13 protein-coding genes are annotated in these 11,633 nt (G+C 74.5%); 12 read left to right on the forward strand and 1 reads right to left on the reverse strand.

Translation table 11 applies throughout. The features are described 5' to 3' along the window. Positions 1-115 precede the first annotated feature (115 nt). Positions 116-2,275, reverse strand: coding sequence for a beta-glucosidase family protein (locus tag ACTHLI_RS05395; RefSeq protein WP_440182043.1), 2,160 nt, complete (start codon positions 2,273-2,275; stop codon positions 116-118). A 70-nt stretch (positions 2,276-2,345) separates the two neighbouring features. On the opposite strand from ACTHLI_RS05395, the gene rpe reads away from it, so the two are divergent. The 12 genes from rpe to lgt all read left to right on the forward strand — a co-directional run bounded on the left by rpe (position 2,346) and on the right by lgt (position 11,623). Then, complete coding sequence (rpe, locus tag ACTHLI_RS05400) at positions 2,346-2,993, forward strand: ribulose-phosphate 3-epimerase (RefSeq protein ID WP_440182045.1); 648 nt, start codon at positions 2,346-2,348, stop codon at positions 2,991-2,993. 129 nt (positions 2,994-3,122) lie between these two features. Further along, positions 3,123-3,386 (forward strand): phosphoribosyl-ATP diphosphatase, encoded by a 264-nt coding sequence (locus ACTHLI_RS05405; protein WP_440182047.1) that lies wholly within the window; start codon positions 3,123-3,125, stop codon positions 3,384-3,386. A 40-nt stretch (positions 3,387-3,426) separates the two neighbouring features. Further along, positions 3,427-4,266 carry an ATP phosphoribosyltransferase gene (hisG, locus tag ACTHLI_RS05410; RefSeq protein WP_440182048.1) on the forward strand — a complete coding sequence of 280 codons (840 nt, stop codon included), beginning with the start codon at positions 3,427-3,429 and terminating at the stop codon, positions 4,264-4,266. Then, a complete protein-coding gene (gene hisF, locus ACTHLI_RS05415; protein ID WP_440182049.1) occupies positions 4,266-5,042 on the forward strand; it encodes an imidazole glycerol phosphate synthase subunit HisF in 777 nt (258 codons plus the stop codon). Before hisG ends, hisF begins: the two co-directional genes overlap by 1 nt. Then, the gene (hisI, locus tag ACTHLI_RS05420; RefSeq protein WP_440182050.1) at positions 5,039-5,404 is read left to right on the forward strand and encodes a phosphoribosyl-AMP cyclohydrolase; all 366 of its coding nucleotides are present in this window, start codon (positions 5,039-5,041) and stop codon (positions 5,402-5,404) included. The genes hisF and hisI overlap by 4 nt, the downstream gene beginning before the upstream one ends. Before the next feature lie 5 nt (positions 5,405-5,409). Next, positions 5,410-6,960 carry an anthranilate synthase component I gene (locus ACTHLI_RS05425; RefSeq protein WP_440182218.1) on the forward strand — a complete coding sequence of 517 codons (1,551 nt, stop codon included), beginning with the start codon at positions 5,410-5,412 and terminating at the stop codon, positions 6,958-6,960. Beyond that, positions 6,957-7,544 carry a Trp biosynthesis-associated membrane protein gene (locus ACTHLI_RS05430; RefSeq protein ID WP_440182051.1) on the forward strand — a complete coding sequence of 196 codons (588 nt, stop codon included), beginning with the start codon at positions 6,957-6,959 and terminating at the stop codon, positions 7,542-7,544. Before ACTHLI_RS05425 ends, ACTHLI_RS05430 begins: the two co-directional genes overlap by 4 nt. Positions 7,545-7,553: 9 nt before the next feature. Next, positions 7,554-7,781, forward strand: coding sequence for an HGxxPAAW family protein (locus tag ACTHLI_RS05435; protein ID WP_440182219.1), 228 nt, complete (start codon positions 7,554-7,556; stop codon positions 7,779-7,781). Between the two features lie 23 nt (positions 7,782-7,804). Then, a complete protein-coding gene (gene trpC / locus ACTHLI_RS05440; RefSeq protein ID WP_440182220.1) occupies positions 7,805-8,584 on the forward strand; it encodes an indole-3-glycerol phosphate synthase TrpC in 780 nt (259 codons plus the stop codon). Further along, a complete protein-coding gene (gene trpB / locus ACTHLI_RS05445) occupies positions 8,581-9,810 on the forward strand; it encodes a tryptophan synthase subunit beta (protein ID WP_440182052.1) in 1,230 nt (409 codons plus the stop codon). The genes trpC and trpB overlap by 4 nt, the downstream gene beginning before the upstream one ends. Beyond that, positions 9,807-10,610 carry a tryptophan synthase subunit alpha gene (gene trpA / locus ACTHLI_RS05450; protein WP_440182054.1) on the forward strand — a complete coding sequence of 268 codons (804 nt, stop codon included), beginning with the start codon at positions 9,807-9,809 and terminating at the stop codon, positions 10,608-10,610. Before trpB ends, trpA begins: the two co-directional genes overlap by 4 nt. Before the next feature lie 38 nt (positions 10,611-10,648). Further along, complete coding sequence (gene lgt, locus ACTHLI_RS05455) at positions 10,649-11,623, forward strand: prolipoprotein diacylglyceryl transferase (RefSeq protein ID WP_440182055.1); 975 nt, start codon at positions 10,649-10,651, stop codon at positions 11,621-11,623. Positions 11,624-11,633 lie beyond the last annotated feature (10 nt).

An 11,633-nucleotide genomic window follows, 5' to 3' on the forward strand; every position in this document is an offset into this window, starting at 1 on the left:
GACCGGGGGCGCCGGGTCTGACCCGGGTCTGGCGTATCCGCAGTTCCTCGGCGACCGGCTGACCCTGGAGGGGGTATCGCGGGGTGTCGGCCGGTTTCTGCGGATCCGCGAACGCTCAGCGGAGGGGGACGGCCGCGCTCCAGTCCGACGGCGCGTGCTGCGCTGCGAGCACCCGCCAGTCGCCGCTCCGCGGCCCCCACGTCCGCGTCTCCGGGTCCCGCTCGAGGGTCGGCCGGGCGTCGATGGCGACCCGCACCGTCGAGGATGCGCCGGCGTCGAGGCGGACCTTCGCGAAGCCGAGCAGCTGCGCCACGGGCCGGTCGCGCGACACGTCGGCGCCGTAGAGCTGCATGACCGTCGTCCCGGCCCGGGCCCCGACGTTCTCGACGCGGACCTGCGCCTCGCCGCCGCCGTCGTCGAAGCGGTGCCCCTCCCAGGTCAGCGCGAAGTCGGTGTAGCCGAGTCCCCAGCCGAACGGGTGGGCGGCCGGGTGGCCGTCCGCGTCGAGCCGGCGCTGGCCCCAGCGGTCGTCGTAGACGACCCGGCGCGCCAGCCGGCGGAACGGCGGCAGGTGCGCGGCGTCGGTGGGGATCGCGAACGGCAGGCGGCCGCCCGGCTCGGCCGCGCCGGTGAGCACGTCCGCGATCGCGGCGCCGCCGGCCATGCCGCCGTACCAGGCGAGGAGGACCGCGGGCACGCGGTCGCGCCACGACTCGGTCAGGATCGCGCTGCCGCCGATCAGCACCACGACGGTGCGCGGATTGGCCGCTGCCACGGCCTGGATGAGCGACTCGTCGTGCGGGCGGAGGGTGAGCCGCTCCCGGTCGCCGCCGCGCACGAACCGGGCCGCGAGGTGCGCGAGCCCCACGACGACCGGCCGCAGGGGCCCGCGTCGGAACACCGAGCCGAGCACCCCGACGTCGACCCGGCCGGTGACGACGGATTCGCCCTCGTCGTGCTGGTCGTAGCCGACGACGACCACCGCCGCGTCCGCGTCCCGCGCGAGCGCGGTCGCCGTCCGCTCGTCCCGGCCCGCGTCCCAGCACACATCGGCGGCCGGGAGCGCGGCGCGGAGGGCGTCGAGCGGCGTGTCCGCCGTCGGGGGCCGCACTCGCGACGAGCCGTGGTCGCCCAGGTTCGGGCGAGCCGCCGCGGCGCCGATCACGGCCACGGAGCCGATGTCGGGCGGGAGCGGCAGCAGCGGGCGCCCGTCGATCCGCTCGTTGCGCAGCAGCACGGCCGCGGCGACGGCCGCCTCCTTGGCGAGCGCGCGGTGCTCGGGCGAGGCGATGACCGTCCGTGCCGGCTCGGCCCGGTCGCGCTGCGCGGCATGGAGCAGGCAGGTGCGGAGGATGCGGCGCCCGGCCTCCTCCGCCAGCGCGCGCGGCAGCCGGCCCGACCGCGCCGCGCGCGGCAGCCGGCGGGCCCGGATGAGCCGGAGCGGCATCTCCACGTCGAGGCCCGCGGCGAGGCTGTCGACCGCGGCGTGGGTGCCGAACACCCAGTCGCTCGTCGTGAAGCCGCGGAACCCCCACTCCTCCCGCAGCACACCGGTGAGCAGCGGCCGGTTCACGTCGGCGTACTCCCCGCGGATCCGGTTGTAGGCCGTCATGATCGAGTCCGCCCCCGCGTCGATCGTCGCGCGGAACTGCGGCAGGTACACCTCGTGGAGCGCGTGCTCGTCGACGTCGACGTCGACCTCGAAGCGCGCGTCCTCCATCGAGTTCAGGGCGAAGTGCTTCACGCACGCCATGACGTTCCGCCGGAGTCCGCGCGTCGTCGCGGACCCGAGCACGCCGGTGAGCAGCGGATCCTCGCCGTAGCACTCCTGCGCCCGGCCCCATGCGGGGTGCCGCAGCAGGTTCACGCACACGGAGGCGGCGTAGTTGGCGCCGCTCGCCCGCGCCTCCAGCCCGATCGCGACGCCGACCCGCTCCTCCAGCTCGGGATCCCAGGCCGCCGCGCGCGCGATGGCGACCGGGAACGCGGTGGCGCGGCCGAGCACGACCCCCCGCGCGCCGTCGGTGAAGCGGACCCCAGGGATCCCGAGCCGCGGGATCGCGCCCGCCGTGAACGGTCGCCGGGGCTGCAGGAGGGGGATGAGCGGGAGCATCCAGCCGGGCGCGTCCCCGTCGAGCAGCCCGAGCAGCTCGCGGTCGCGCAGCAGCCCGAGCAGGCGGTCGGCGGTCGCGTCCGCGTCCGCGCCCCGCTGCACGGCGCGGACGGCGTCCGCCCACGCGTGCGGGCCGCCCCGCTCGATGCTCCTGCCCGCCATCCGTGCCTCCGGTCGGTTCAGCGTATGGCCGTCCGAGCCGCGCGCTCGGAGCGTCCCGTAGGGTCCTCCAGTGGTCGTCCGCATCGAGCCGAGCATCCTGTCCGCCGACTTCGCGTCCTTCGCGCGCGAGATCGAGCGCATCCCCTCCGCGGACCTCGTGCACTGCGACGTGATGGACAACCACTTCGTGCCGAACCTCACGTTCGGGCTGCCGATGGTGCAGCGGCTCGCGCAGGTGAGCGCGCTGCCGCTCGACGTGCACCTCATGATCGACGATCCCGACCGATGGGCTCCCGGATACGCGGAGGCCGGCGCTCACACCGTCACCTTCCACGCGGAGGCCGCGCAGGATCCGGTCGCGACCGCGCGGGCCATCAGGAGGGCGGGCGCCAGGGCCGGCATCGCGCTGAAGCCGGCGACGGACGCCGGCCCGTACCTGGCGTCGCTCGGCGAGTTCGATCAGGTGCTCGTGATGACGGTCGAGCCCGGCTTCGGCGGCCAGTCGTTCCGATCCGAGCTGATGGACAAGGTGCGGGAGGTGCGCGCCGCGATCGGCGACCGGGACGTGTGGCTGCAGGTCGACGGCGGCATCGCCGCGGACACGATCGGGACCGCGGCCGCGGCCGGCGCCGACACCTTCGTCGCCGGCAGCGCCGTGTTCGGCGCCGACGACCCCGACGCGGCGGTGCAGCGCCTCCGCGCCCTCGCCCAGGCCTGACCCGAGGCTCGCGGATCCGGAGATCCTGCGCGACACCCCGCCTCCGGACCGGATCCGCCGGCGTGTCGGCGGATTTCTCCGGATCCGCGGACGACCAGCCGACTCACTCGACCCCGATAGCCTGAACGGGTGAAGACGTTCGAGGGGCTGTTCGCCGAGCTGTCGGCGAAGGCGGCCTCCCGTCCGGCCGGCTCCCGCACGGTCGCGGAGCTCGACTCCGGTGTCCACGGCATCGGCAAGAAGATCGTGGAGGAGGCGGCCGAGGTCTGGATGGCCGCCGAGTTCGAGAGCGACGACCGGCTGGCGGAGGAGGCGTCGCAGCTGCTGTACCACCTGCAGGTGCTCCTGCTCGCGAAGGGCCTGACGCTCGAGGACGTGTGGCGACATCTCTGACGAGACGTCCGTGCCCGCCTCCGACCAGGAAGACCACCCCATGCTGAGGATCGCCGTGCCCAACAAGGGCGCGCTCGCCGACACCGCCGCGCAGATGCTCGGCGAGGCCGGCTACCGGCTCCGCCGCGACCCCAAGGAGCTCACCGTCTCCGACCCGCGCAACGACGCGGAGTTCTTCTACCTCCGGCCGCGCGACATCGCGACGTACGTGGGCTCCGGCGCCCTCGACGTCGGCATCACGGGCCGCGACCTGCTGCTCGACTCCGGTTCGCCCGCGGTCGAGGTGGCCGCGCTCGACTTCGCGTCGTCGACGTTCCGGTTCGCGGGACCCGCCGGCCGCTTCACCGGCCTCGATGACCTCAGGGGGCTGCGCGTCGCGACCAGCTACACCGGGCTCGTCGGCGCGTTCCTGGAGCGGGAGGGCGTGGAGGCCGACCTCGTGCACCTCGACGGCGCCGTGGAGACCGCGGTGCGGCTCGGCGTCGCGGACGCGGTCGCCGACGTGGTCGAGACCGGCACCACGCTCCGCGCGCAGGGGCTCGAGATCTTCGGACCCGTGATCCTCGAGTCGACCGCGGTCCTCATCTCCGGTGCCGCGCGGGCGGACGGCATGGAGGTGCTCGAGCGCCGCCTGAACGGCGTGCTCGTCGCCCGCAGGTGGGTCATGGTCGACTACGACATCCCGCGGCACCTCCTGGACGAGGCCGCAGCGGTCGCGCCCGGGTACGAGTCGCCGACGGTCACCTCCCTCCACGACCCCCAGTGGGCGGCCGTGCGCGTGCTCGTGCGGCGGACCGAGATGAACCTGATCATGGACCGCCTCTACGCCCTCGGGGCGCGGGCCATCTTCGTGACCCCGATCCACGCCGCGAGGCTCTGATGGTGCTGGCGACCCGCGTCATCCCGTGCCTCGACGTCGCCGCGGGCCGGGTCGTCAAGGGGGTGCGCTTCCAGGGCCTCACGGACGCGGGCGACCCCGTCGAGCTCGCGGCCCGCTACGCGGCGGAGGGCGCGGACGAGATCACCTTCCTCGACGTCACGGCGACCGTGGAGGCGCGCGGCACGCTCCTCGACACGGTCCGCCGCACGGCGGAGCAGGTGTTCGTCCCGCTCACGGTCGGCGGCGGGGTCCGCAGCGTCGCCGACGTCGACGCCCTCCTCCGCGCCGGTGCGGACAAGATCGGCGTGAACTCGGCGGCGATCGCCCGCCCGGAGCTGATCGCCGAGATCGCGGACCGCTTCGGCGCCCAGGTGTGCGTGCTCAGCCTCGACGTCCTGCACGATCCGCGCAGCCCGTCCGGCTGGTCGGTCACGACGCACGGCGGTCGGACGAACACCGGCATCGACGCGCTCGAGTGGACCGAGCGGGCCATCGCGCTCGGCGCGGGGGAGCTGCTGCTCAACTCCATCGACGCCGACGGCACGAAGGCCGGCTACGACCTGCGGCTCATCCAGGCGGTGCGGGCGGTCAGCACGGTGCCGCTGATCGCCTCAGGAGGCGCTGGCGGCCTCGAGCACTTCGCGCCCGCCGTGGCGGCCGGGGCGGACGCGGTGCTCGCCGCGAGCGTGTTCCATCGCGGCGAGCTCACGATCGGCGAGGTGAAGGCGGCGCTCGCGGACGCGGGGGTCGTCGTCAGGACGGAGCGGGTGCGATGACGGCGGTGCTCGACCCGGAGGAGGCGCTCGCGCTCGCCCGTTTCGGCCCGGACGGGCTGCTGACCGCGGTGGTGCAGGAGGAGACGACCCGGCAGGTCCTCATGGTCGGGTACATGGACCGCGAGGCGCTGCGCAGGACGCTCACCGAGGGCCGGGCGGTGTTCTGGTCCCGATCGCGAGGCGAGTACTGGCGCAAGGGCGACACGTCGGGGCACGTCCAGTTCGTCCGCGGTGCGGCGCTCGACTGCGACGCCGACGCCCTCCTCCTGACCGTCGAGCAGGTCGGTCCCGCGTGCCACACGGGCGCGCACGCCTGCTTCGACACCCACCCGGTGCACGCCGAGACGGGAGCGCACGCATGACCGGCATGCCGGGCACCACCACGAGGCAGGGCTTCGCGTCGCTGCTGGCCGGCCGTCGCGTCGTGCCCGTCGCGCGCGTGCTCTTCGCCGACAGCGAGACCCCGCTCGGGATCTTCCGGAAGCTCGCGATGCGCGCGGGCGGCCGGATGCGGCCCGGCTCCTTCCTGCTCGAGTCCGCGGAGCAGGGCGGCATCTGGTCGCGGTACTCCTTCGTCGGCGTCGCCGCGTTCGGCGCGCTCACCGAGCAGAAGGGCCACCCGGTCTGGCAGGACTGGGGCCTGCCCGCCTCCCGCGCGTTCGGCAGCGGCGGCATCACGGGCGACTACCTCGAGGCGCTCGACGACCTCCACTCGCACTGGGCGTCGCCCCGTGTGCCGGGGCTGCCGCCGCTCACGGGCGGCCTCGTCGGCTACATCGGCTGGGACGCCGTCCGCCTGCTCGAGCACCTGCCCGACGCGCCGCCCGCGGACTACGCGGTGCCGGAGCTCGGGATGGTGTTCGCGTCGGAGGTCGTCGCGTTCGACCACCTCGAAGGCACCGTGTCGCTCATCGTCACGGTCCTGAACGACGACGCCGCGCCGCAGTCGCCCGACGAGGCCTGGGCCGACGCCCAGCGCCGGCTCGACGCGCTCGAGCGTCGGCTCGGCACGCCTACCGAGGCGTCGCTGGCCGAGGTGGACTTCGGGATCGCCCCGGAGCCCTCCGCCCGCACGACGCGCGACGACTACCTCGCCGCCGTCGAGCGCTCGAAGGCGCACATCCGGGACGGCGACGTGTTCCAGGTCGTGATCGCGCAGCGGTTCGACCTGCCGACCACGGCCAGCCCACTCGACGTGTACCGCGTGCTGCGGCAGCTGAACCCGTCGCCGTACATGTACCTGATCGCGCACGAGCGGCCGGACGGCGCACCCGTCGCGGTGGTCGGCTCGTCGCCGGAGGCGCTCGTCAAGGTCGAGGGCGGCCGCGTCTACAGCCACCCGATCGCCGGGTCGCGACCCCGCGGGGCGACGCCGGAGGCGGACGAGGCGTTCGCCGCGGAGCTCGGCGTCGACGAGAAGGAACGCGCGGAGCACCTCATGCTCGTCGACCTCGCGCGGAACGACCTCGCGAAGGTGTGCGTGCCCGGCACCGTCGAGGTGACCGAGTTCATGCGGATCGAGCGGTTCAGCCACATCATGCACATCACCTCCAGCGTCGAGGGGGAGGCCGGTCCCGGCGTCGGCCCCGTCGACGTGCTGCGCGCGACGTTCCCCGCCGGCACGCTCTCCGGGGCGCCGAAGCCGCGGGCGCTCGAGATCATCGACGCGCTCGAGCCCGCCCGCCGCGGCGTGTACGGCGGCGTGGTCGGCTACTTCGACTTCGCCGGCGCTCTCGACCTCGCGATCGCGATCCGCACGGCCGTGATCGCGGACGGGGTCGCGCGGGTGCAGGCGGGCGGCGGCCTCGTCGCCGACTCGGTGCCGGAGCTCGAGTGGGCGGAGAGCTGGAACAAGGCGACCGCACCGCTGAAGGCGGTCGCGGTCGCGAGCGCCATGCGGCAGGTCGGCTCCGCATGACGGCGGCACGCGAACGGCTCGTCGTCGTGCTCGGGGTGCTGCTCGCCGGCGCACTCGCGGTGCTCGCGTCGACCCAGACCTTCGCGACGGCGACCGTCACCGGCGTGCGCGCGCCCGTCGTCGTGGCCGGTCAGGCGGCGGCGCCCGCCCTCGCCCCGCTCGGGATCGTCGCGCTCGCGCTCGGCATCGCGCTGACCATCGCGGGCCGGGTCGCCAGGGTCGTGCTCGGCGTCGTGCTCGTGCTCCTCGCGGCCGCTGTGCTCGCCGTCTCGTTCCCGAGCGTCGTCGACGACGCCGCAGGCACGAAGGGCGCGATCGTCACCGCGACCGGCGTGAGCCAGGTCGACCCGTTCGTGGTCGCGAGGCACGGCACGGCCTGGCCGCTCGTCGCCGTGATCGCCGGCGTGCTCGCCCTGGTGCTCGGGCTCGTCGTCGTGATCCGCGGGCGGCGGTGGACGACGGGCGGCAGGCGCTTCCGCGCGGACGGCGTCGTGGCCACGGACCCGATCTCGGAGTGGGACGCGTTGTCCCGCGGCACCGATCCGACGGGGGCCGGCGAGGGGCCGGACGGGCCGGACCGGTAGGATCCGAGCATGGCGAACACCACCGACGAGCCCGGCCACGGCTCCTCCCCGGCGGCCTGGACGGCCGTGGTCATCATGCTGATCGGGATCGCGATCGCGACCGCGGCGCTGTTCCTGAACGTGATCCCGCTCGTCTGGCTCGGCGCCGCGATCGTGCCGGTCGGCCTGATCGTGGGCGGCGTGATGAAGGCCGCGGGCCTCGGGGTCGGCGGACACCGCGCCGGAGGCTCGCACTGAGCAGCGCAGCCACCCTCCGGGGCCTGCTCGCGGACCTCACTGCGGGGTCCGCGGAGGACGCGCGCGCACGGGAGGCCGATCGTCCGCTCCTCGCGGTCGAGCGCGCCGCGCTGAGCGCCCCGCCCCCGATCGACGCGATCGCCGCGCTCGCGCCGGACCCGGCGGTCGTGAAGGTGATCGCGGAGGTGAAGCGCGCGAGCCCGTCCCGGGGAGCGATCGCCCCCATCGCGGATCCCGCGGCGCTCGCGCGCACGTACGCCGACTCGGGGGCGAGCGCCATCAGCGTGCTCACCGAGCAGCGCCGGTTCGCGGGGTCGCTCGCCGACCTCGAGGCCGTCCGGGCGGCCGTCGACGTGCCCGTGCTGCGCAAGGACTTCGTCTCCACCCCGTACCAGGTGCTCGAGGCGCGCGCCGCGGGCGCCGACCTCGTGCTGCTCATCGTCGCGGCGCTCTCCGACGAGGAGCTGCGCCCCCTGCTCGCGCTGGTCCACGACCTCCGCATGACGGCGCTGGTGGAGACGCACGACGAGGGTGAGGTGGATCGCGCGCTCGCGGCCGGAGCCGCGCTGCTCGGCGTGAACGCCAGGGACCTCGACACCTTCGAGCTCGACCGCGGGCTGTTCGGCCGGGTCGCGGACCGCATCCCCGACGGCGTGGTCAAGGTGGCCGAGTCCGCCGTGCGGACGGCGGACGACGTCGCCGCGTACCGCGCGGCCGGTGCCGACGTGGTGCTGGTGGGGGAGGCGCTCGTCACCGGCGACCCTGCCGTGCTGATCGAATCCTTCAGGAGGGCCGGCGCGTGACCGATCTCGCTGCTCCGCTCAGCCCGTCGGGGCAGGGCCCGTACTTCGGCGCCTACGGCGGCCGCTGGGTGCCCGAGCCGCTCGTCGCCGCGCTCGACGAGCTGGCGACGGCGTGGGAGGAGCTCCGGGTCGACCCGGGGTTCCGCCGCGAGCTCGCCGACCTGCACCGCGACTACACCGGCCGACCCTCTCCCTTGACGGAGGTGCCCCGCTTCGCCGCGCACGCGGGCGGCGCCAGGGTGTTCCTGAAGCGCGAGGACCTGAACCACACGGGCTCGCACAAGATCAACAACGTGCTCGGCCAGGCGCTGCTCACCCGGAAGATCGGCAAGAAGCGGGTGATCGCCGAGACCGGCGCAGGCCAGCACGGTGTCGCCACGGCGACCGCGGCGGCGCTGTTCGGGCTCGACTGCACCGTCTACATGGGCGAGGTCGACACCGAGCGGCAGGCGCTCAACGTCGCGCGGATGCGCCTGCTCGGCGCGGAGGTCGTGCCGGTCACGGCCGGGTCCCGCACCCTGAAGGACGCGATCAACGAGGCGATGCGCGACTGGGTGACGAACGTCGCCACCACGACCTACATCTTCGGCACCGCGGCGGGCCCGCACCCGTTCCCCGCGATGGTGCGCGACCTGCAGCGGATCATCGGCGACGAGGCCCGCGCGCAGCTGCTCGAGCGCACGGGCGCGCTGCCGGACGCGGTCGCGGCCTGCGTGGGCGGCGGTTCGAACGCGATCGGCATCTTCACCGCGTTCCTCGACGACCCGGACGTCGCGCTCTACGGGTTCGAGGCGGGCGGCGACGGCGCGGACACCCCGCGCACCGCCGCCACGATCGGGGTGGGCCGGCCCGGCGTGCTGCACGGCGCGCGCACCTACGTGCTCCAGGACGAGGACGGGCAGACCCTCGAGTCGCACTCGGTCTCAGCCGGCCTCGACTACCCGGGCGTCGGCCCGGAGCACGCCTACCTCGCGGACATCGGCCGGGCCACCTACCGCTCGGTGACCGACGCCGCCGCGATGGACGCCCTGCGCCTCCTGAGCCGGACGGAGGGGATCATCCCGGCCATCGAGTCCGCGCACGCCCTCGCCGGGGTCCTCGAGCTCGGCGCCGAGCTCGGCCCGGAGGGGACGATCCTCGTCAACCTCGCGGGCCGCGGCGACAAGGACACGACGACCGTGGCCCGCTGGTTCGACCTCGTCGACCGCGGCGCGGTGCAGGAGTGAGCGCCTCGACGCGGCCCGCGTCGCGCGCCGAGGCGAGGATCCGCTCGGCGAAGGCGTCGCGTGCGGGCGCGCTCGTCGGCTATCTCCCGATCGGCTACCCGGACCTCGCGACGAGCATCGAGGCCGCGATCACGCTCACCCGGCACGGCGTCGACATGCTCGAGCTCGGCCTGCCGTACTCCGACCCGGTGATCGACGGCCCGACGATCCAGGCCGCCACGACGCAGGCGCTCGAGAACGGCTTCAAGCTGCGGCACGCCTTCGAGGCGGTGCGCGAGATCAGCGCTGCCTCGGACGCCGTCGTGCTGTGCATGACCTACTACAACCCGGTGCTGGCGTACGGGGTCGACCGGTTCGCCGGCGACCTCGCCGACGCGGGCGGCGCCGGCCTGATCACACCGGACCTGGTGCCGGACGAGGCGGGGGAGTGGATCGCGGCCAGCGATGCGCACGGGCTCGACCGCGTGTTCCTCGCCGCGCCCACCTCCACCGACGCCCGACTGCGCAGCGCGACGGCGGCGTCGCGGGGCTTCACCTACGTCGTCTCGACGATGGGCATCACGGGTGCGCGGTCGGACGTCGACTCCGCGGCTCGCACGCTCGTCGGCCGGCTGCGGCCGCGGACCGAGCGCCCGCTCGCGGTCGGGATCGGCATCTCGACGGGTGAGCAGGTCGCGGACGTGCTCACCTACGCCGACGGCGCGATCGTCGGCAGCCACCTCGTCACGGCGCTCGGTCGCGGTCTCGGCGCCCTCGCCGACGCGGCGGACGGCCTCGCCGAGGGCACCGCGCGCCGGTAGCCGTCGGCGGACCCCGGCCGCCCGGTATCTTCGAGGCCGTGATCCCGGCGTCCATCCCGAGTCCTCCCGCCTCCTGGGCGTCGTTCTCGATCGGCGTCTTCACGTTCCGCAGCTACGCGCTGTGCATCCTGGCGGGCATCATCGTGGCGGTCCTGCTCACGTCACGCCGCCTCACGAAGCGCGGTGCGCAGCCCGGCGTGGTCGTCGACTTCGCGATCGTCGCGATCCCGCTCGCCCTCATCGGCGCCCGGGCGTGGCACGTGCTCACGCACCTCGGCGACTACTTCGGACCGGCCCACCCGCTCACCGACATCGCCACCTACGGGAACGCGATCGCGATCTGGAACGGCGGCAACGCGATCTTCGGCGCGATCGTCGGCGGCGCGGTCGGCGCGTGGATCGCGAGCCGCTGGACCGGCGTCCGGTTCCTCTCTTTCGCCGACGCCGTCGCGCCCGGCCTGCTGCTCGCGCAGGCGATCGGGCGGATCGGCAACTGGTTCAACACCGAGCTCTACGGCATGCCGACGACGCTGCCGTGGGGTCTGCAGGTGCCGTCGTCCAACCCGTCGTTCCCCGCGGGCCTCGCCCCGGGCACGCTGTTCCACCCGACCTTCCTCTACGAGCTGGTCTGGGACGTGGCCGGCGCCGTCGTGCTGCTGCTCGTCGAACGGAGGACGGCGCTGCGCTGGGGCCGCGCGCTCGGGTTGTACCTGATCTGGTACGGCCTGGGCCGCAGCGTGTTCGAGTCCATCCGGATCGATCCGACCACCGTCGTCCTCGGCCTGCGGGTGAACGTGTGGGTGGCGTTCCTCGCGGTCCTGATCGGCATCGCGATCATCGTCGTCTCCAGGAGGCGCCACCCGGGCGTCGAGGCGAGCGTGTACCGGCCCGGGCGCGAGTGGGTTCCCGACGCGCCGGTAGTATCGCGCTACACCGCAGCGGACTTCGAGGACGATCCCCACGCGGATCAGGCCGAGGCGCCCGCCACAAGCGGAGCCCCGAGGCGGCGGTGAGGCGGCGCGG

The sequence above is a fragment of the Amnibacterium sp. genome (genome assembly GCF_051956055.1).
Taxonomy (GTDB): Bacteria; Actinomycetota; Actinomycetes; order Actinomycetales; family Microbacteriaceae; genus Amnibacterium.

Excerpts from the sequence above, each read along its gene's own strand:
- ACTHLI_RS05395 (WP_440182043.1), bottom strand. The coding sequence starts at position 2,275 with ATGGCGGGCAGGAGCATCGAGCGGGGCGGCCCGCACGCGTGGGCGGAC.
- hisG (WP_440182048.1), top strand. The coding sequence starts at position 3,427 with ATGCTGAGGATCGCCGTGCCCAACAAGGGCGCGCTCGCCGACACCGCC.
- hisF (WP_440182049.1), top strand. The coding sequence starts at position 4,266 with ATGGTGCTGGCGACCCGCGTCATCCCGTGCCTCGACGTCGCCGCGGGC.
- hisI (WP_440182050.1), top strand. The coding sequence starts at position 5,039 with ATGACGGCGGTGCTCGACCCGGAGGAGGCGCTCGCGCTCGCCCGTTTC.
- ACTHLI_RS05425 (WP_440182218.1), top strand. The coding sequence starts at position 5,410 with ATGCCGGGCACCACCACGAGGCAGGGCTTCGCGTCGCTGCTGGCCGGC.
- ACTHLI_RS05430 (WP_440182051.1), top strand. The coding sequence starts at position 6,957 with ATGACGGCGGCACGCGAACGGCTCGTCGTCGTGCTCGGGGTGCTGCTC.
- ACTHLI_RS05435 (WP_440182219.1), top strand. The coding sequence starts at position 7,554 with ATGGCGAACACCACCGACGAGCCCGGCCACGGCTCCTCCCCGGCGGCC.